This is a genomic window from Guptibacillus hwajinpoensis (assembly GCF_020524165.1).
In the GTDB taxonomy this organism is placed as follows: Bacteria; Bacillota; Bacilli; order Bacillales; family Guptibacillaceae; genus Guptibacillus; species Guptibacillus hwajinpoensis_D.
On record NZ_JAIVKU010000004.1, the window covers coordinates 642,456 to 662,231 of the forward strand.

20 protein-coding genes are annotated in these 19,776 nt (G+C 40.3%); 3 read left to right on the forward strand and 17 right to left on the reverse strand.

Annotated features, from left to right (window positions below; genetic code table 11):
* Positions 1–17 precede the first annotated feature (17 nt).
* From LC090_RS10425 to LC090_RS10455, 7 genes are all read right to left on the reverse strand, one after another.
* Positions 18–1,805, reverse strand: coding sequence for an L-lactate permease (locus LC090_RS10425; protein ID WP_226657809.1), 1,788 nt, complete (start codon positions 1,803–1,805; stop codon positions 18–20).
* A gap of 152 nt (positions 1,806–1,957) precedes the next feature.
* A complete protein-coding gene (locus LC090_RS10430; protein ID WP_226657812.1) occupies positions 1,958–2,743 on the reverse strand; it encodes a fumarylacetoacetate hydrolase family protein in 786 nt (261 codons plus the stop codon).
* Positions 2,744–2,756: 13 nt separating this feature from the next.
* Positions 2,757–4,232: an FAD-binding oxidoreductase gene (locus LC090_RS10435; protein WP_425590649.1), complete on the reverse strand. Its 1,476-nt coding sequence runs from the start codon at positions 4,230–4,232 to the stop codon at positions 2,757–2,759.
* A complete protein-coding gene (locus tag LC090_RS10440) occupies positions 4,186–5,586 on the reverse strand; it encodes a (Fe-S)-binding protein (RefSeq protein ID WP_226657814.1) in 1,401 nt (466 codons plus the stop codon). Before LC090_RS10440 ends, LC090_RS10435 begins: the two co-directional genes overlap by 47 nt.
* 1 nt (position 5,587) lies before the next feature.
* Entirely contained in the window at positions 5,588–6,868 is a 1,281-nt protein-coding gene (locus tag LC090_RS10445; protein ID WP_226657816.1) for an FAD-binding oxidoreductase, read from the reverse strand.
* A gap of 14 nt (positions 6,869–6,882) precedes the next feature.
* Positions 6,883–7,614 (reverse strand): FadR/GntR family transcriptional regulator, encoded by a 732-nt coding sequence (locus LC090_RS10450; protein ID WP_226657818.1) that lies wholly within the window; start codon positions 7,612–7,614, stop codon positions 6,883–6,885.
* Positions 7,615–7,722: 108 nt separating this feature from the next.
* Positions 7,723–9,897, reverse strand: coding sequence for a malate synthase G (locus LC090_RS10455; protein ID WP_226657820.1), 2,175 nt, complete (start codon positions 9,895–9,897; stop codon positions 7,723–7,725).
* 172 nt (positions 9,898–10,069) lie between these two features.
* On the opposite strand from LC090_RS10455, the gene LC090_RS10460 reads away from it, so the two are divergent.
* The gene (locus LC090_RS10460; protein WP_226657823.1) at positions 10,070–10,981 is read left to right on the forward strand and encodes a LysR family transcriptional regulator; all 912 of its coding nucleotides are present in this window, start codon (positions 10,070–10,072) and stop codon (positions 10,979–10,981) included.
* A gap of 98 nt (positions 10,982–11,079) precedes the next feature.
* A complete protein-coding gene (locus tag LC090_RS10465; RefSeq protein WP_226657825.1) occupies positions 11,080–11,391 on the forward strand; it encodes a YrhK family protein in 312 nt (103 codons plus the stop codon).
* Positions 11,392–11,437: 46 nt separating this feature from the next.
* Here the strand turns inward: LC090_RS10465 and LC090_RS22165 are convergent, their stop codons facing one another.
* From LC090_RS22165 to LC090_RS10480, 3 genes are read right to left on the reverse strand one after another with little or no spacing between them, the layout of a single operon-like run.
* On the reverse strand, positions 11,438–11,683 hold the full coding sequence (locus tag LC090_RS22165) for an OsmC family protein (RefSeq protein ID WP_226658448.1): 246 nt from the start codon (positions 11,681–11,683) through the stop codon (positions 11,438–11,440).
* 24 nt (positions 11,684–11,707) lie between these two features.
* Positions 11,708–11,902, reverse strand: a complete 195-nt coding sequence (locus tag LC090_RS10475) for a hypothetical protein (RefSeq protein ID WP_226657827.1) — start codon at positions 11,900–11,902, stop codon at positions 11,708–11,710.
* A 21-nt stretch (positions 11,903–11,923) separates the two neighbouring features.
* Positions 11,924–12,907, reverse strand: a complete 984-nt coding sequence (locus LC090_RS10480) for an aldo/keto reductase (protein ID WP_226657829.1) — start codon at positions 12,905–12,907, stop codon at positions 11,924–11,926.
* 248 nt (positions 12,908–13,155) lie between these two features.
* Between LC090_RS10480 and LC090_RS10485 the strand changes: the two genes are divergently transcribed.
* A complete protein-coding gene (locus LC090_RS10485; RefSeq protein ID WP_226657831.1) occupies positions 13,156–13,782 on the forward strand; it encodes a DUF6944 family repetitive protein in 627 nt (208 codons plus the stop codon).
* A 93-nt stretch (positions 13,783–13,875) separates the two neighbouring features.
* Here LC090_RS10485 and LC090_RS10490 read toward each other — a convergent pair whose 3' ends face one another.
* The 7 genes from LC090_RS10490 to LC090_RS10520 all read right to left on the reverse strand — a co-directional run bounded on the left by LC090_RS10490 (position 13,876) and on the right by LC090_RS10520 (position 19,776).
* Positions 13,876–14,352 carry a GNAT family N-acetyltransferase gene (locus LC090_RS10490; protein WP_226657834.1) on the reverse strand — a complete coding sequence of 159 codons (477 nt, stop codon included), beginning with the start codon at positions 14,350–14,352 and terminating at the stop codon, positions 13,876–13,878.
* Positions 14,353–14,445: 93 nt separating this feature from the next.
* Positions 14,446–15,636, reverse strand: a complete 1,191-nt coding sequence (locus LC090_RS10495; protein ID WP_226657836.1) for a thiolase family protein — start codon at positions 15,634–15,636, stop codon at positions 14,446–14,448.
* Positions 15,637–15,649: 13 nt separating this feature from the next.
* The gene (locus LC090_RS10500) at positions 15,650–16,798 is read right to left on the reverse strand and encodes an acyl-CoA dehydrogenase family protein (protein WP_226657838.1); all 1,149 of its coding nucleotides are present in this window, start codon (positions 16,796–16,798) and stop codon (positions 15,650–15,652) included.
* A 15-nt stretch (positions 16,799–16,813) separates the two neighbouring features.
* Positions 16,814–17,659, reverse strand: coding sequence for a 3-hydroxyacyl-CoA dehydrogenase family protein (locus tag LC090_RS10505; RefSeq protein ID WP_226658449.1), 846 nt, complete (start codon positions 17,657–17,659; stop codon positions 16,814–16,816).
* Between the two features lie 38 nt (positions 17,660–17,697).
* Positions 17,698–18,114 carry a PaaI family thioesterase gene (locus tag LC090_RS10510; protein WP_226657840.1) on the reverse strand — a complete coding sequence of 139 codons (417 nt, stop codon included), beginning with the start codon at positions 18,112–18,114 and terminating at the stop codon, positions 17,698–17,700.
* Positions 18,115–18,888 (reverse strand): enoyl-CoA hydratase/isomerase family protein, encoded by a 774-nt coding sequence (locus LC090_RS10515; RefSeq protein ID WP_226657842.1) that lies wholly within the window; start codon positions 18,886–18,888, stop codon positions 18,115–18,117.
* 21 nt (positions 18,889–18,909) lie between these two features.
* Entirely contained in the window at positions 18,910–19,776 is an 867-nt protein-coding gene (locus tag LC090_RS10520) for a 3-hydroxyacyl-CoA dehydrogenase family protein (protein WP_226657844.1), read from the reverse strand.

The following is a 19,776-nucleotide window of genomic DNA, read 5'->3' on the forward strand; positions in this document are numbered from 1 at the left end:
GCAGGTACTTTTGTTCTTTATTTAACAGATTTATATGGGTTATTATCCACGCTAATAACTGGACTTCGAGAACGGTTCGTTGCAATGATATAAATTGCTGCAACTCCAATGAGGGTGGCGATAATCGTCCCAAGATTAAATATCCCCTTTTCTGATGTCCACACAATTGAATAACCGAGTGCACCAGCCATTGTTGCATAATAAATAAATGGGATAAGTGTTTTACGGATAACGTCCCCTTCCTTACCCACTAGTCCAACAACTGCGGAAGCCGCAACTACGTTATGAACGCAGATCATGTTCCCTGCAGCTCCTCCTACAGCTTGAAGAGCGACAATCCAAGGAGCATCTACACCTATTTGAGCTCCTACATCATATTGGAATAAGGAAAACATCATATTACTGACCGTATTACTACCGGCTATGAATGCCCCGATACCTCCAATGAACGAAGCAAAGAGAGGCCAAAAATCACCTGTTAGAGCTGCTACACCATTAGCAAGTTCTAGAGGCATTTTATCAAATCCTGCCCCTCCGCCTCCTGAATTTAAGAATACTTGAACCATAGGAACGGTGAAAACGAGTGCAGTTGAAGCGGCGATCATCGTTTTACCGGAGTGTTTCCATGCTCGAACATAGGCTGTCGTATTCATTTGATGAATAACAAATGTGATGAGTGAGACAAGTATAAAAATCGTACCTGGTAAGTAAAGCGGTTGAAAGCTCGACGAAATTTGAGTACCAAAAATATTAGGTATTGAAACAGTCCAAGCTTGAAACCAATCAATTAATGGTAGCGCTTTCAATCTAGTTGCTACGAGAAGTAAACCAACTAGGATATATGGGGTCCACGCGCGGACCATCGACATATGTCCACTTTTATGAGCAATATCTTTAATTTCAATACTTCCTGACCAAGAAGGATCCCAGTTTGCTTTATCATCAAAATCCCACTGCTCCTCAGGAGGAGGCATGAGGAATCCTTTTTTCGCTGCTGTGACCACAATAGCGAGTCCAACTAGCCCCCCTATCATTGATGGGAATTCTGGACCTAAGATGTTTGCGACAATAACGTATGGAATCGTCATGGCGAAAGCAGCAAACAAAGCAAATTTCCAGACTTTTATGCCTTCCCGAAAGGATTTGTTTTTACCAAAGAAACGAGTCATCAGTGCGACAACAAATAAAGGAATGAGTGTACCTACGATAGCATGAAGAATCGCGACCCGCCCTCCGACCATCGTGACAAGAGCAAGGAAATCATTCGTGATGCTTGCATCAGCAGCAAGACCAGATTGAACACCTACAAGAATTGGCGTTCCGACTGCACCAAAAGAAACAGGTGTGCTTTGGATCACCATACCTGCAATAACGGCAGCCATAGCAGGAAATCCAAGACCGACTAGAAGCGGCACAGCTACTGCTGCTGGGGTACCGAAACCTGCGGATCCTTCAATAAATGAACCAAAAAGCCATGCGATGATAATGACTTGAATACGGCGGTCAGGTGATATACCAATAAAGCCCTCTCGAATCGTTTTAATTCCACCACTTTCTTGTAGTGTATTTAAGAGTAGAATGGCTCCGAAGATAATATACAGCAAAGTAGCGGCAACAACTAATCCATTTACCGATGCTGCTGCTACGGTAGCGCCGGGAACTTTCCACACAAATAGAGCTAGTACCACTGCCACGATATAGGAGACAGGCATCGCCTTACTTGCCGGCCATCGTAACCCTACAAGGAAAATTCCTACTGCAGCAATCGGGAGTAACGAAAGAATTGCTAATAATCCTGTACTCATTGCTCATCCTCCAATATTTATATTTGTTCGTAATGCAACCCATTTCTCCTTTCTTCCATCAATGCTGCCTATTCTCGTAAGGTTGTATGTAATCTGTTTGCAGACAGTAAATCTTTAGGTAACTTTAACACTATTTGGAGAAATGCCCCGGATTATTTCTGGGAGACGTGAACACGTGAATCGGCATGCTTGAACGTATTCGTTAGAGAACCGATTTTTTCGATAAAACATTCAACGGTATCTTCGTCTTTTACAAAATGCGCTCCTGTAGGACTTCCTGTAAGGATCACGTCACCAGGATGTAATGTCATAACCGTTGAAAGATAAGCAATCATTTCTTTTATAGGGACAATCATCCACTCTGTTGGACTGTTTTGTTTCACTTCCCCGTTTACCTTGGCTGTTACGTGAATGTCATATGGGTTTAATTCTGTTTCAATAACGGGTCCAAGCGGTGTAAATGTGTCGAATGATTTTCCAAGCGTCCAGTGACCATCTTTATGAAAAAATTGAGGTGCCGTTACATCGTTTCCGACAGTGTAGCCAAAAACATAATCAAGTGCGTGTTCTTTGTCAATATTCTTAGCTTCTTTCCCAATGACTACGGCGAGTTCAGATTCGAATTTCACTTCTTGTAGTTGGTTTGGAATGATAACCTCTTCACTAGGGCCAATCACTGAAGTTGCTGGCTTGAAGAAAAACACTGGCATTTCAGGGATTTGATTAGGGAGTGATTGTTTATTATCGACGTAGTTTGCCCCGATTCCTATAATGTTCTTTGGTGCAATTGGAGCAAGTAGCTCAATGTCATCTAATGAGATTTTCTCACTTGTATAGGACCAATTCGTAAGTGGGTTTCCTTCAATTACCGTGACATTATCCTTTTCAATTACACCAAATTGAATCTTATCCTTGTAATTAAATCTACCAAATTTCATATTAATAGCTCCTTTATGTTGATTTTGTAAGTGAAGTTTCATTGACCACCTTTTTAATATCCATACATCTGCTTGGAGTTGGGAAAAGCTTTCCTTGGTTCAATAAGTTATGGGGATTAAATACATCTCTGATGGCGGTTTGAGCTTCAAGTTCTTCATCACTAAAAATAAATCGCATTTCTTCTTTTTTCTCTATTCCAACCCCATGCTCACCTGTAATGGATCCTCCTGCATCTGCACAGGCTTTCAGGCATGCAGTACCCGCCAGTAATGCTTTTTCTGTTTCTCCTTCAATTCTAGAATCAAACAGGATAAGCGGATGCAAATTGCCATCGCCTGCATGGAAAATATTAGCTATTCGAAGGCTGTACTCCTTGCTAATGTTCCTTATTTCTTTAAGAACTTCAGGAAGTTTACTTCTTGGAATGACACCGTCCTGTACAAGATAGTCTGGTGAAATAGCTCCCATCGCTCCAAAGCCTGTCTTTCGATTTGCCCACCAGCGATCGCGTTCCTTCTCATCACGCGCTACTTTGACGTCACGTACATGATGATTCTCACAGACAGACAAGATTTGTTCGATTTGTTCAGCGATCCCTTCAGCAATTCCATCTACTTCTATTAATAGAAGAGCTTCGATATCAGGAGGGTGTCCAACCGGAAAAGCACCTGCTTCTACCCCTTCAATCGCGGTTTGGTCCATCATTTCGAGTGCAGCAGGTATTATACCTGCTGAAATAATGTCAGAAACGGCATGACTACCATCTTCCACTCGATCAAAATAAGCCAGAACTGTTTTCTTAGCTTCAGGGTTTTTAAGAATACGGACGGTAATTTTTGTCACAATCCCTAGCGTGCCTTCTGAACCTGTTAGGATTCCAAGAATATCGTATCCTGGAGTATCTAGAATACCGTTAGGACTGATTTCAATCACTTCTCCATCTGGAAGCACAACTTCCAGGCCGAGAATATGATTCGTAGTCACTCCGTATTTCAGGCAGTGCGCCCCACCAGCATTCTCGGCTACATTTCCACCAATGGTACAAACGTATTGACTAGAAGGATCAGGTGCATAGTAATATCCTTTATGAGAAATGGAGTTTGTTAGTTTTAAATTCACAAATCCAGGTTGGACTACTGCCTTTCTGTTTTCATAATCGACACTTAAAAGATTTTTCATTTTTACTAAGCTAATGATAACTTCATTATTTAAGGGGATCGCCCCTCCACTTAGTCCCGTTCCAGCACCACGAGCAAGAAAAGGGATGGCATGATTAGCACAATATTTGACAGCAGCTGCTACTTCATCTGTATTTTTAGGGAAAATCACAGCTTTTGGCATTGCTTTATGAATCGTAAATCCATCACAATCGTAGGATAGTAGATCTTCTTTATGATGAAGAATGGATTTAGATCCTACTATTTTTGTGAGAGCAAGAATGTCAGGATCTATCTGTGCTTTCTTCTTTTTCGCTAATAACACCATCATTCACTCCTTTCTTTGCATCTGCTTGATAGGCCCAATCAAGCAACTGAACAGTGTGTACAATTCTTCCGCCACGTCCGTATTTTTGTACACCGATTGCCATTTGAAGCATACATCCTGGATTTCCCATCGAAATCATCTCAACGTCTTTGGGGACATTTTCCATCTTTCGTTCTAGAACAGCGGAAGCCATTTCGGGATTTGTAATGTTATATATGCCGGCACTGCCGCAACAGGTATCTGCATTTGGCTGTTCAACATAGTCGACGCCCGGAATATCTTTTAATAACTGCCTTGGTTCATGACGAACACCTTGTCCATGTGCAAGGTGGCAGGCATCGTGATAAGTAATCCGTTTGTTGATTGCACTTTGTGGCTTCTCATATCCTGTATCATAAAGATATTTTGAAATGTCCTCTACCTTTTTAGAAAACGCTTCTGCTTTCGCTTTCCATTCTGGATCATGTCGGAAAAGCTCCGGATATTCTTTCAAAGCACATCCACATCCTGCTGCGTTTACCACGACTTTTTCTGCATCTTGAAAGGCTTCAATGTTTTGTTTAGCAAGTTTCTTCCCGGTTTCTCGATCTCCTGCATGGATATGCAATGCGCCGCAACACGTTTGCTTTTTAGGAAGCACAACATCATTTCCGTTATGAGTAAGAACATTGATGGTTGATTGGTTTATGTCACTAAACATCACGTCCATGATACATCCCTTCAACATCGCAACTTGTGCTTTCGAACTTCCTTTTGCCGGAATGATCTCAACATTTTTATACTTTTGGTGAGTTGATTGGTGAATCTCAGGCATTATGGCTTCCATTTCGACGAGGTGATCAGGCATAATACGGAGAAGCCCTGTCGACCGAACCGCTTTTTGAAGCCCGCTCTTTTGATAGAATTTTAATAACCCGCCAGCTGCTTGGAGACGATTTTGATGGGGAAATATCCCTTTTAAGAAGAAACTGCTGACTGCTCGCTTAACGCCTTTTAACGGCATGGCCTGTCTTACCTGACCACGTGCTTCTTCTATCAACCCACCAACATCAACATCTGCAGGGCAAGCAGTTGTACATGCACGACAATCCAGGCACTGAAATACGGGATCCATAAACTGTTCATTTACTTCAAGCTTTCCTTCTGCAACCGATTTAATTAGATGAACACGTCCTCGTGGTGAATGTTGTTCCTGCCCTGTTTCTAAATAAGTAGGACATGATTCGAGACACATACCACAATGAACACAGTCTGCCCACTTCTCTTCATCAGGATGATCCTCCCACAGGTAATTACTTAAACTGTTAGATGAACAAGGAGGTGAGTTCTTCATTAGCTCTTTTTCTTTTAAACTCATACTATATTCCTCCTATAAAACGCTTTTCGTTCAGCGTGTTTTTGGGATCAATCTTCTGTTTAATTCCTTTCATTAAATAGAAAGAATCTTTTTGTTGCCCCCAGGTGTTCAAGTGTTTTCTAAGTTCGAAAGGAAGATGTTTGACTATTCCGTATCCACCACTTTCTTCAGAAAATGTTTGGATATGCCTAATCGATTGAACGACGTTTTCAGGCAATCCAGAGAAGATAATTGTACTAAGTCCGTGCCCGGCTCCAGCGTGTGCAAGAATCTGGACGTTACTTTCAAGATTCAATCGATCACATTCCTGAAGTAGTGGGAATACTCCCATATTGGTTGTTCCAACTTTCATAACACCAGAAGTCGTATCATGAAAATCGTTTTGACTGTTCGGTGTTAGCTCATTAAATGTTGTCCAGAAGTCTTCACTATGTTTTAAAACGTTCATCATTGCTTTTGTCGGTTTGTTTTCATCAATCCATGCTTCTTGAAAAAGAACTGCTTTTTTAACGTCTTCAAGTGCGATTATTAAATGATATTCCTCTTTATGAAACAAGTTTTTGGATAGCATTGGGTTCACGAGTTCAAGAGAAACTGGTTCAATCGTAGAATCCTGAAGTTGTATAATGAATGCTTTCAAATCATGAAGGGCATCCTCTTGCACGCTTAATGTGACTATACTTGAGTATTTTGGAAGTGGACGTAACTTTAATGTGATTTCCGTAATGACTCCGAGAGTTCCCATGGCGCCAATAAACAATTTGTTCATATCGTAGCCAGCCACATTTTTCACTACTTTTCCGCCTGTACGAATAATTTTTCCATCAGGATAAACAATACGCATGCCGATGACGTGATCACGTGCAGCCCCGTATTTTAGACGTTTCGGTCCACTTTCATTTGCACTTACGACTCCACCGATCGTAGAAGCCGATGCGTAAGCTGGGTCTAATGGGACCATCTGATTGTACTGTTTCAAGTATTGTTGAAGGGTCTGCATGGTAGTACCTGGCTTTACTGTTACTGTCATATCTCCTGGTGTATGTTCAACGATACCGGTTAATTTCTTTAGAGAAAGAGTAAAGTCGTACTCGGGCTTTATCCCGCCGTATCCTAGTTTAGTACCACCACTTACAATAGCGAGTTTTTTCCCTACTTTGTTTGCTTCCTTTACCATCATTGCAACTTCTTTTTCCGACTCTGGATAAAGGATATTTGAAGTAATATTACCAAACCGGTCAGCCAATTCGGTCAATGAGCCTTCTAACAGTATTTCGTCCAAATTCTCCCCTCCCTTCAAATGGTCTCAATAAATTCAGAGCGAATCGAGAATCCTTTTCTCATATGATTTTTTACATAGGATAAGTGAAGTAGCATCGCTTCGTTAGCACCTGAAACATCTTCGCAAACAATCATATCCATTATTAATTCATGCTGATGATGGATGTCATGAATTAGTTCAGGTTTCGAAGCAATTAGACAATGGAAATCAGCCATTGACTTTGCCATTGTGGATGAAATCGATTCAAGTAATTCTTGTAAAATGTTATTTCCAGATGCTTTAGCGATCGCCATATGGAATTGACAATCATGATAACCGCTTTCATCGTATTGGCATTCACTCATGTGATTGAGTGTTTTTCTCATGGAAATGAGATCGTGTTCTTTGCGATTTACTGCAGCTAGTTTGACAATGCTCGTTTCTAAAATCTCTCTTACTTGAAAGAGAGATTCCAGCTCCTTCTGATGGGGCATTAACATATGTTGAAAATAACGCTTGGGATTAAATCCAGTCACAAACGTTCCCTCACCCTGTCTCGTTTCTACCAATCCTCTCCCTTTCAGTGTTGTCAGGGCATCACGTACAGCTGAACGGCCGACATCAAGGGAATCACAAAGTTCTCTCACTGAGGGAAGCTTATCCCCTTCTTTGTAACTGCCTTCTTTAATTAGCTTCACGATTTGTTCTTCTACTTTCTCAGATATTTTTTGAGAAGAAATACGTTTAAATTCCAGAATAATAACCACCTTTCAGAAGTCACATATCAGACAAGTCGAAACATGATTTTAGATTTTTCAGTTAATTTCACGTAAAAAGAGTGCAAAAGTAGCCGAAGGCCACTTTTGCAAGATCAGTTACTTATTGGCATACAACTTTGCTTTTGCTTCTTGTCGACGTTTATGCAAAATAGGTTCTGTATATCCACTTGGCTGTTCTACTCCTTTGAAAACCAGCTCGCAAGCTGCTTGAAATGCGACAGAAGCATCAAAGTTGGCTGCCATGGCGCGATACTCAGGGTCACTTGCATTTTGTTCGTCTACAACTTTGGCCATTCGTTTCATCGTTTCTAATACTTGTTCTTCAGTACAAATGCCATGATGTAGCCAATTCGCCATATGCTGGCTCGAAATACGAAGAGTTGCGCGATCTTCCATAAGTTCAATGTTTCGAATGTCCGGAACTTTTGAACAACCTACACCGTGCTCGACCCAACGAACTACGTACCCAAGAATTCCTTGCGCGTTATTATCTAGCTCTTCTTGAATTTCTTCTTTGCTCCAATTCCGATCTTCTAATGGTACTTGTAGGATGTCGTCTTGATAGTTTGAAGTGGTTTTTGCTAATTCACTTTGAATAGTAGGAACATTAGCTTCATGATAGTGAAGTGCATGAAGAGTAGCTGCCGTTGGTGAAGGTACCCAAGCCGTATTAGCACCTGCTTGTAATTGGCTCCCTTTCTGTGCTAACATATCTGCCATCAAGTCTGGCATAGCCCACATCCCTTTCCCGATTTGTCCTACACCGGAAAAGCCAGTTTTCAATCCCTGTTGCACATTTGATTTCTCATAGCTTTGTAACCAAGTAGCGTTCTTCATTTCATTTTTACGAATAACTGGTCCTGCTTCCATAGAAGTATGAATTTCATCTCCTGTACGGTCTAGGAAACCAGTATTTATAAAGACAACGCGCTCTTTCACTTCTCGAATACAGTTTCGAAGGTTAAGGGTTGTGCGACGTTCTTCATCCATGACACCTATTTTTATTGTGTTTCGCTTTAATTCAAGTAAATCTTCCGTTCGATTAAACAATTCGTTGGCAAATGCCACTTCTTCTGAACCATGCATTTTAGGTTTTACGATATAAATGGAACCTTTAGAAGAATTTTGATATTTGCCATTCTTGAGAACATCATGCTTTGCGATAAGCCCTGTAATGACTGTATCCAGGATACCCTCTGGTACTTCGTTACCTGATTGGTCAAGTACGGCATTCGTTGTCATTAAGTGACCAACATTACGGGCAAACATGAGTGAGCGGCCCCGAAGTGAGAATTCTTTACCGTCTGGGGAGATATATTCACGATCGGGATTCAGTGTTCGTGATATAGTCTTTGTTCCTTTCGAAAAGGATGCAACAATGTCACCTTTTATTAGGCCGAGAAAGTTACGATATACAAGTACTTTATCCTCAGCATCTACCGCAGCCACTGAGTCTTCAAAATCCATAATCGTTGTTATGGCAGATTCTACATAGACATCTTTAATACCTGCAGGATCTGTTTTACCAATTGGATTGGATGGATCAATTTGAATTTCAAGGTGAATGTCATTGTTTTTCAATAGAATTGCATCAGGATTATTTTCACTACCTTGATACCCAACGAATTGATCTTGATCTAATAAAACGCTTTCATTAGTTTCCGAAAAATGTACTTTGAGCATCCCTTGCACTATCGAAAACCCTTTTATATCTGAATAGCTTCGTTCTTTTAATGGGACTGCTGAATCAAGAAAACGTTTAGCATACGCAATGACTTTTTCTCCACGAACTGGATTATAGCTTCCAACTTTGTCTGCTCCGTTTTCTTCGCTAATCGCGTCTGTTCCATATAAGGCGTCATATAGGCTTCCCCATCTTGCGTTCGCTGCGTTAATTGCATAACGGCCATTGTTTACTGGCACAACGAGTTGTGGTCCAGCCTGAACAGCTATTTCATCGTCCACATTTTGGGTGGTTATTGTAAAGTCATCCGTTTCCTTCTCAAGATAATTTAATTTTGTTAGAAACGATTTGTACTCACTGAAGCCGTACTTAGGGTTGGCTTGATGCCAATCGTTGATTTTTTGTTGAAGTTCCTCACGAATTGATAGTAGTCTCTTATTTTTAGGAGAAAGGTCTTTCACAATATCACCGAAACCATTCCAGAATTGATCACTTGAAACGTCTGTACCCGGAATCACATCGGAATTAATAAAGTTATAAAGTTCAGTGGCTACTTGTAAAGAGCCAATCTTCGTATACTTTTCCATCGTATATCCTCCTTGTAAAGATAACAGGACCTCGCAGTGGTACTGTCCTTTTGTTAGGTATTATCTTATAATAAAAATAGTTATTAATATAATACATATTTGGCATATTGAGTATGCTCTAAGGTTATAATTCAGAATTTTGCATAAAATCGAGTGGTAGGAGTGAATAGATTTGGAGATTCGTCATCTTGAATATTTTTCAGAAGTGGCGAGACAGCTAAGTTTTACAAAAGCAGCATCGACACTTCATGTCTCACAACCTTCGATCAGTAAAGCCATCAAAAATCTTGAAACAGAGCTTGGAATCCCCCTTTTCTATCGTTCAAAGCAATTAGAATTGACTGATGCTGGTAAGGCTGTTTTGGTCAATGCCCAGCATGTTCTTCGTGCTTGTGAAAATCTAACAGCAGAGCTCTCAGATATAACAGAATTAAAAAAGGGGGAAATCAAAATAGGCGTCCCCCCTATCATCGGTGCTGCGTTTTTTTCAAAGATCATCAGCCAATTTAAGTCACTCTATCCTACAGTAGAAATTTTGCTTACCGAAGTAGGGTCCAAAATGATAAAACAAGGTGTTGATGACGGTTCTCTCGATATTGGATTGATCTGTAACACACCTTTAAAAAATAGTAGTTTTGAAGCAGTACAGGTTATCAAAGATCCCATCATGTTAATTGTTCATCATGAGCATACGTTAGCAGGGGATTATGAAGTCCACCTAGCTGACCTCGCATCTGAATCCTTTATTATGTATCGAGAAGACTTCACTTTATATGATCGCATTCTAGAAGAATGCTCGAAGAATGATTTTTATCCTAACATCGTATGTCAAAGCTCTCAAAAAGATTTTATGATTGAAATGGTAGAAGCAAGACTCGGAGTTGCGCTACTCCCTAGTAAAATAGCACGTTCAATCAAAAATGATTCGATTAAAGCCATTAACCTTAGCGAGTCGAACATTAACTTAGAGTTAGGTATGATTTGGAAAAAAGATAAATACTTACCTTTCGCAGTAAAGAAGTTTATTGATCTAGCAAATTCAATTGTTGAAAAAAAGAGCATTAGCGACCGTTACATTTTCTGAAAAACATTCTATTATTCTTCCACTCTATGATTAAATTCATTAGTGGAGTGGAAGAAATATGAGTAAAGTATGTTTATAAGGAAGGTGGACATGAGTTCATGGAACAAGAGAAGCAAGATGCGGATGCGCAAAATCAGAATAAAGATGAATATGTAGACATTCAAATGGGAAAGCACGACCTATTTTTTAAAAAAGGGTATGACATTCTATACACGATTAATGAATGGCTTTTAGGTATTTGGTTTTTAGTCGGAAGTATTTTCTTCTATTATGAAACATTGAAAACATGGGGTGTAACCTTATTTGTATTAGGTAGTGTTCAAATGCTCATTCGTCCAACGATTCGACTGGTCCATCGCTTTCATTTACGGAAACATTATGAAAGAGAATATGAAGAAAAACAATCGTAACGATATAAAAGGAACGGACAAAGCCAGGCTTCATCCGTTCCTTTTACTATTCTTCTATTATCTCCCAATCATGTTCAAAAACCACGCACCCTTTCAATGTTTGCGCAACAGGGCACCCTCGTTCAAACACATTTAATGCTCTTTCTGCTGCTTCCCGTTTACCTACCGGAATAGATAATTTATAATGACAGCGGATTTTTGTGATCTTTAAAATGCCTTCTGGTGCTTCAATGATTCCTTCAAATGTCCCTGATACTTTATTAGGATAGGTTGGTATTTGGCGCGCATCCAGCGCACCGGATAATGTACCTGTTAGTCAGCCGCCAGCAGCTGCTACAATATGGTCTAGTGTAGAAGGATACTCTTCTTCCGTAGAAGCATTGTAGAACTCTTTTACGCCGCCATGCACTCCATATTGTACTGGATCCTCAAAATGAGCAATATATGCCCTTCTGTTTTTACCTTTGTCCTGTTCAATCCGTATATTGGTTATTTCAATTGGCTTTCCCATTTTCAAACTCCTTTCCTACATTTAATAAGCTCCTCTAATGCTCCCATGAACTTCTTGCTGATAGAATGCTTTAAGCTTCTCCATCTCTTCTTTTGTAAAATCAGGAACCTCAACCGCTTTAAGGTTCTGTTTCACCTGGTCAATATTTTTAAAGCCAGGAATGACACAGGAGACTTCTTTATGTTCAAGGATCCATTTTAACGCTGCAGTGGTCATACTCTCACGATCTCGAGCAATCCAATCGATCTCATTGCTTAATTCAACACCCTTTTCAAATTCAATCCCTGCAAAGGTTTCTCCAACGTTAAAGGCTTCTCCGTTTCGATTAAAATTACGATGGTCATCTTGTTCGAAGGATGAGTTTTTCTTGAATTTTCCAGTTAATAAACCGCTCGCTAGTGGCACACGAGTGAGGATTCCTACCCCTTTTTCATACGCTTTGGGGAACAGCTCCTCTAAAGGTTTCTGTCTAAAAAGATTAAAAATAACTTGCAATGTGCTTACCCCTGGATACTCAAGACATAATAGTCCTTCTTCTATAGTTTCGACACTGACACCGTAATAACGTATTTTTCCTTCTTCTTTTAACTTGTCTAATACTCGAAATACATCTCCATCTTTTAATATTCCAATTGGTGGACAGTGGATTTGAAACAGATCAATCTGATCTCGTTCCAATCGTTTTAAGCTTGCTTCACAGTATGAACGTACACTTTCTTCAGAGTAAGTAGCTGGATCATGAATATCTCCTGCACGACAAAATTTAGTTGCAATATGGATCTTATCTTCCTTCCCCTTTGTTGCTTTAGCAAGAAGTTCTTCACTATGACCCTCTCCGTATACATCTGCCGTATCAAAGAAGTTAACGCCGGCATCGATCGCGTATTGAAGTGATTCAAGAGCTTTGGCGTCATTTGTTTTCCCCCACGCTCCGCCGATGGCCCATGTTCCAAAACTAACTTCACTTACCTTTAAGTCGGTTTGTCCTAACTGTCGATATTTCATGATTTCCCTCCAATATCTTTTGCTGACATTACATGGTAATTTCCCTATTGAAAGTGGATTAAACCGTTTTCATACTGGTTATTTCTAATTCCGTTTTCGTAACGAAATTTTGAAGATGAACTTATCAATGTCATGGGAGAGAAGATAGGTATCCTGATGATTTTTATTCATGCATCATCATTGTCCTACACAAACCTCCTATTACCTAAATGAATAAGCTGAAAGAACGGAAAGGAGCGTGATTAAGATTGCAGGTATACGGGGATCTTACCGTCGTTACGGGGGCTTGGATTCAAGCCCTGGGAGCGGCTGTGGCATCAGTAGGTGATACAATTGTTGCGATTGAAGAGAAAGGAACGGTTGCAGAGGATGTAGGTGGAGATCTTTATGTCATTGGGAATGCAATTGAAGCAACGGGGAATGCTCTTCAAGCTGTTGGGAGAGAAAGCTTACCAGAAGATACACCCGAAAAGAACTTAGGAATTCTTGGTTCCTGGCTTCAATCAGCAGGTAATATTGCGAATGTATTAGGAGGAGCTCAAGCCCTTAGTATAGACGAAGAAGAAGGTCTAAATATTGATATTATCGGCGACGTCATACAAACCATTGGTGCGGGTTTTGAAGCGCAGGGCTCAAGTTTAAGTCAATCTCCCTTTGCTAAAGCGATCACAACAGGTCAGACAATTCAAACATATGCGCTTACAATCGAGACGATTGGCCTTTTCTATATTAAAAAGAAACGAGTTAGACTTGGAGAGCAAATCCTTGCAGTCGGAAGCTATGCTCAAACGGCTGGTTCTTTGCTAGAAGCTATTGCCTACACAAAGGAATTTCATTTAAAGCACTTAGGAGATTTATCTATAAATTCAGAATGAATCTCCATTCTTATAAAACTGAGTAAAGGAGTAACAAACGTAGAAGAAATGTTTAATGAAGGTTTTTTAATTACTACAGTAACGTTAAGTTGATTACTGTCCTACCTTTTTTTCCATCTGGTAATTAGTCATTTGAACGCCACGAATTTCAACGATTTGTTTCGTTATGAGATGAAAATTTTGCTTATCAAAAAAAGGACGAGCTGAAATGCTTGCTTTAGTTGTGATTACCTTAATTGATTGCTTATAAGCATCCGCTTCAATTTTTTCTAAAAGACTTGAAGCGATTCCCATTCCCTGAAATTGATGGTGAATATATAAACGATCAAGATAACCCGATGTGGTCATATCAATAAATCCGACAACTTTTCCTTCGATATCAGCAACATACGTAAAATTCGTCTTGAATTCCTGGTTCCATGTTGAAGACTTCGTCTCTTTTGTTGTTGAATTCACCCAAGCATCTACCTGTGTATAGGAATAATCTCTTCGATTAATGGAACGGACCGTCTGTTCAAATAATTCAATAATCTGATCGATGTCTTTTGTTTCATATTCTCTTATCTTCATACGTCTCCTCCTTTGGTTCCATTTGTTTATGATTGAATGAGTAATCTTTTAACAGTTCCATTCGAACAACTAAAAAGACGGCAAGCCGCCTTTTTAGTTAACCATATTCTCAACCATCATTGCCATTCCTTGTCCGCCACCGACGCATAATGTGGCGATCCCAAAACGCTCATCTCTTCGTTTCATTTCATACATGAGCGAGGTTAGAATACGTGCACCTGTAGCGCCGAGTGGGTGACCAAGCGCAATCGCTCCACCGTTCACATTCACTTTATCCATTTGGAGTCCAAGTTCACGTATAACAGCGAGGGCCTGAGAAGCGAATGCCTCATTTAATTCGATTAACCCAATGTCTTTCAACGATTTTCCTGTTCGTTCAAGAAGTTTTTTAACAGCCGGGACAGGACCAACCCCCATGATTTCTGGTGAAACGCCTGAAGTAGCCCAGTCTATAATACGTGCTAGTGGTTGAAGATTTAGTTCACGTGCTTTCGATTCCGTCATCACAAGCATCGCAACCGCTCCATCGTTTCTTCCGCATGAATTTCCCGCTGTAACAGTTCCCCCTTCCTTGAACACTGGATTTAATGAAGAAAGTTTCTCAACGGTTGTACCAGGTCTTGGATGTTCATCTTGATTAATGAGATTGGTTTGCCGTCGAGTGGTTACTTCGACCGGGACAATTTCTTCTGCAAATACACTATTATTGATTGCCACTGAAGCACGTCGTTGACTTTCGGCGGCAAAAACATCCTGCTCCTCCCGAGAGATCTGGTACTTTTCTGCTACGTTTTCTGCGGTAATGCCCATACCTAATCGGTTACCATATAACTCAATCGGCTGTTGACCTGCCTCAAGATTAGAATCAACTAATTTAGTTTTATCACCTCCAAAGCGACTGTTGCGTAAGTAAATAGGCGCATGACTTAAACTTTCTGTCCCTCCAGCGACAAGTATTTCAGCTTGTTTAGATTGAATTTGTTGAACAGCTGAGGCGACAGCCTGCATTCCCGAAGCGCAAAGTCGGTTAATTGTAAAAGCTGGAGAGATGTCTGGTACACCTGCTCTTAAAGCGGCAACTCTTGCTACATTTGAAGACTCAGTTGTTTGGCGCACCTCTCCAAGAATCACCTCATCAATAAGTTCAGGTGACAATCCTGCTCTGTCTATCGTTTCTTTAATGACAAGAGCGGCTAACTCACCGGAATTTAAATTTTTTAGCACGCCACCATAGCGTCCAACAGGTGTTCTAACTGCTTCCACAATTACGATGTTTTCACTCATTCCTTATCCTCCTTTAGCTATATTCTTTTCGAAGCTGACTCGCGATAATGTTCTTTTGAATTTCAGACGTTCCTTCATAAATTCGGGTAATACGCGCGTCTCGAAAATAGCGCTCAATTGGATAATCGGAAATGTAACCAATTCCTCCATGAACCTGTAGCGCTTTGTCTGCTACTCTGTTGTATACTTCTGATCCATATAACTTTAGCATGGCTGCTTCTTTGATCACTTTTTCACCTTGATCGACCATCCAGGCGACGCGATACGTAAACGATCTTAATGCTTCAATTTCCACACCCATTTCAGCAACCATGTGAGCAACGGCCTGATGTTCAATAATTGGAACTCCAAATTGTATGCGTTCTTGTACATAGTCCATGCTTAAATCTAATAATTTTTGGGAAGATCCTAGATTACGCGCGGCGAGTCCTGCTCGTCCATTTGCTAAGATTTTTAATGCATTGACGTAACCTTGCCCTACCTCACCAAGCACGTTTTCGTCGGGAACTTCACAGTTATCAAAAATAAGTTCAGCGGAGTGAGATCCTTTTAAGCCCATTTTTTCTTCAACCGCACCGACCTGAAATCCCGGAAAGTTCTTTTCTACGATAAATGAAGTAATTCCCTTTGCACCTTTTGATGGATCTGTTGCTGCCATTACGGTAAAAACATCTGCTTCAGTGGCATTCGTAATGTAGTGCTTTGTTCCATTCAAAATATACTTATTTCCCTCTTTAACTGCTGTGGTTTTTAAATTAGAAGCATTCGATCCCGCAGAAGGTTCGGTTAAGGCGAATGCGCCAATTTTCTTTCCGCTTGCCATATCGGGTAAGTATTTTTGCTTTTGTTCTTCATTGCCGAGTTCAACGATCCCAACCGAGCCAATGCCCGTATGAGCTCCAATTAATGTGGTAAAACCATTATGTGTTTTACCTAACTCTTCATAAAGAGCGCATTTTCCAACCATGCCTATTCCTAAGCCACCATATTTTTCTGGAATACTTAAGCCGAATAGTCCCATTTCTTTTGACAACTCAATGATCCGCTCTGGAATACGATCTTCGCGCTCTATGGTCATGGCAACCTTCTCGACTTCATTTTCAACAAAATTGCGGATGTTGGTTTTAAGAAACTGAATGTCCTGATCGAATTTAAAGTCCATTATTTTCTCTCCCTTTTAATCGTATGTATAAAATCCTCTTCCGCTTTTTCTACCAAGTCGACCGGCTTTAACGTATTTCGTTAAAATCGGACATGGTCGATATTTTTCTCCGAGCGTTTCGTATAGATATTGCATGTTACGAAGTCTTGTATCGAGCCCAACTAGATCAGCGAGTTCTAGTGGACCCATTGGATGATTTAGCCCCAGTTTCATAGCCTTGTCAATGTCTTCTGGTGAACCAACACCTTCCATGACCATATTCATGGCTTCATTGCCGATCAGACAATTCATTCGACTGACAGCAAAGCCTGGAAATTCATTGATTCGAACGCATTCCTTTCCTATGGATTTCCCAAAGGCCATTGCCTGGTTAATGGTTTCTTCCGATGTTTCTAAACCACAAATCACTTCGATCAGCTTCATCTTTGGAACGGGATTAAAAAAGTGAAGGGCAAGACATTGATTTGGCCTCTTTGTTTGGGCCGCAATTTCAGTCGGACTCATGGTTGATGTATTTGTAGCTAAGATAGCATGAGCTGGTGTGAGATCATCTAGCTGTTGAAAAATACTCGTTTTCAGTTCCATAATTTCAAGAACAGCTTCGATAACTAAATCACGGTCCCTTGCTGCTACAGATAGTTCTGTTGTAAATTCAATTTCGTTAAATCGTTTTTCAGCTAATTCTTTCGAAAGAATCTCTTTACTTACGGATCGATCAAATTGGGATTTTAAATAAGATTTAGACTGATCTAATGAAACCTCACTGACATCTTGAAGGATGACCGAGAGCCCTGCTGCAGCAGCGGAATAGGCGATTCCCCTCCCCATCGTTCCTGCACCGATCACGGCTAGTTTTTGAATTGACAATCATAACGCCTCTTTTCTATAACTGAATATCGTTATTTCGGATGAATCACTTTAAACGTCCCACTTCCTTTTGCAAGGAGTTTTCCATTCTCATCCATTACAACACCTTCACCCATTTTCGTTCGCTTGCCTTCCCCATATACAAATGCTTTTGCAATAATCTTCCCGCTTGTGATAGGAGCAACGTAGTTGATTGTTAGATTAATCGTGATGACAGGATTACCGATCAAAGAACGCATTTTTAAACTAATAATATTGTCGATCATCGTTGCATATACACCGCCGTGCAAACTTCCATGCGTGTTTAATAGTTTTGTTTCCACTGGTAATTCTAGTATGACCTCATCTTCAGTAATCGAACTTAATTCAAAACCTAATAAGTTAAAAAAGGGGCTTGTTTCAAAATCATTTCTTACACTGTCATATAGGTTGCTAGTATTTGTCTCCATTTATTTACCTTGAAAAACGGGCTTTCTTTTCTCAAGAAAAGCTCTCGTTCCTTCGTTTTTGTCTTCTGAAGCAAAAAGAATCGCTTGTGAAAGTTTTTCAATGAGTAAACCAGTTTTCATATCTGTATCCGCTCCCATATTTACGGCAAGCTTTGCCATCATGACAGCCATTGGACCTTTACTAATAATTTGCTGGGCGATTTCAACTGTTTTTTCTTTTAACTGCGAGGTTTCAGCCATGTCCGAAATCAAACCAATCGCAGCGGCTTCTTCACTCGTAATCAATTTACCTGTTAAAATCATTTCTAGTGCCTTTCCTCTGCCAACAAGTCTCGTTAGGCGCTGAGTTCCGCCTGCACCAGGAATAATAGATAGATTTAATTCCGGTAATCCAAATTTAGCATGAGTAGCTGCAATTCTGATATCACATGCCATTGCAAGCTCGCATCCTCCACCGAGCGCATAACCGTTTACCATTGCAATAGTTGGCTTTGTGTAGCCTTCAATATAGTCATAGATTTCTTGCATGCTACCCGATTTAAATGCATCATACATTGTCTTCTTTTCAAGCTGTGAAATGTCTGCTCCAGCAGCAAACGATTTAGCGCCTTCTCCTGTGATGATGACACATTTCACTTCGTCCATTTTTTCAAGTTTCTCCAGGGCTTGTTTTAGTTCAATTAATGTTTCTTTATTCAATGCGTTCCTCACGTCAGGTCTTGAAATCATTACATAAGCAAGATGATCTTCATGAGTTACACTAATATTTTCCATGGTTGAATGACTCCCTTCTTTTTAAGTTTGATAGTTATAAAAGCCTTTCCCCGTCTTTCTCCCTAGTTCCCCTTTGTTTACTTTCTCTTCTACAATTCGTGCAGGTCGATCTGCTTCATTTCCTGATTCTTCATATCGCTGTAATCGTACATAATAGTTCACATCGATGCCGGTAAGGTCCATGAGTGCAAAAGGTCCGATCGGATGATTTAATGCTTTTGTGCACACGAGATCGATCTCTTCGTGGGTTGCGTATCCGTTCTCGAGTAAGAAAACCGCTTCGTCCATTAGCTTTCCTAAAATCCTGTTTGCGACAAATCCTGAAATTTCTTTTTGTAGTAGAACCGGCGTTTTCTGTAGGGATTCTACAAATTCATAAGCTGTCACTGCTGTTTGATCAGACGTATGCGGTCCTTTTACAACTTCTACCAAATCCATGACGAGCGCAGGATTGAAGAAATGGATGTTGCATACAGCTTCAGGACGGTCCGTTGCGTCTGCTATTTTTGAACTTACGATTGTCGAGCTATTTGTCGCAAGGATGCAATGATTTGGGCAGATTTGATCGAGTTTAGCAAACAGTTCTCTTTTGACTTCTAGCTTCTCAATGATTGCCTCGATAACAAGGTCAACTTCTTTGAAATCGTTTAGAGAAGTACTAAAGTGAATCAAGTGAAAAGCTTCTTCCACCTGTCCTTCTGTCAATTTTCCTTTCTTAATTCTGCGTTCCATATGGCCAACAAGTGACTTTCTGGCTTTATCAAGGCTACTTTCTTCTATATCGTTTAAAATAACTGGATAGCCAGCAAGAGCACAAACCATTGCAATCTGAGCCCCCATGGTTCCTGATCCAATCACACCAACTCTATTAACTCGTCCATTATCCAT

What these genes read in the sequence shown, in the direction of transcription:
- LC090_RS10510 (WP_226657840.1), bottom strand. Translation starts at nt 18,114, where the DNA reads ATGGAGACAAATACTAGCAACCTATATGACAGTGTAAGAAATGATTTT.
- LC090_RS10475 (WP_226657827.1), bottom strand. Translation starts at nt 11,902, where the DNA reads ATGGGAAAGCCAATTGAAATAACCAATATACGGATTGAACAGGACAAA.
- LC090_RS10480 (WP_226657829.1), bottom strand. Translation starts at nt 12,907, where the DNA reads ATGAAATATCGACAGTTAGGACAAACCGACTTAAAGGTAAGTGAAGTT.
- LC090_RS10500 (WP_226657838.1), bottom strand. Translation starts at nt 16,798, where the DNA reads ATGGACTTTAAATTCGATCAGGACATTCAGTTTCTTAAAACCAACATC.
- LC090_RS10455 (WP_226657820.1), bottom strand. Translation starts at nt 9,897, where the DNA reads ATGGAAAAGTATACGAAGATTGGCTCTTTACAAGTAGCCACTGAACTT.
- LC090_RS10495 (WP_226657836.1), bottom strand. Translation starts at nt 15,636, where the DNA reads ATGAGTGAAAACATCGTAATTGTGGAAGCAGTTAGAACACCTGTTGGA.
- LC090_RS10440 (WP_226657814.1), bottom strand. Translation starts at nt 5,586, where the DNA reads ATGAGTTTAAAAGAAAAAGAGCTAATGAAGAACTCACCTCCTTGTTCA.
- LC090_RS10430 (WP_226657812.1), bottom strand. Translation starts at nt 2,743, where the DNA reads ATGAAATTTGGTAGATTTAATTACAAGGATAAGATTCAATTTGGTGTA.
- LC090_RS10465 (WP_226657825.1), top strand. Translation starts at nt 11,080, where the DNA reads ATGGAACAAGAGAAGCAAGATGCGGATGCGCAAAATCAGAATAAAGAT.
- LC090_RS10520 (WP_226657844.1), bottom strand. Translation starts at nt 19,776, where the DNA reads ATGGATAATGGACGAGTTAATAGAGTTGGTGTGATTGGATCAGGAACC.
- LC090_RS10425 (WP_226657809.1), bottom strand. Translation starts at nt 1,805, where the DNA reads ATGAGTACAGGATTATTAGCAATTCTTTCGTTACTCCCGATTGCTGCA.
- LC090_RS10435 (WP_425590649.1), bottom strand. Translation starts at nt 4,232, where the DNA reads ATGATGGTGTTATTAGCGAAAAAGAAGAAAGCACAGATAGATCCTGAC.
- LC090_RS10490 (WP_226657834.1), bottom strand. Translation starts at nt 14,352, where the DNA reads ATGAAGATAAGAGAATATGAAACAAAAGACATCGATCAGATTATTGAA.
- LC090_RS10515 (WP_226657842.1), bottom strand. Translation starts at nt 18,888, where the DNA reads ATGGAAAATATTAGTGTAACTCATGAAGATCATCTTGCTTATGTAATG.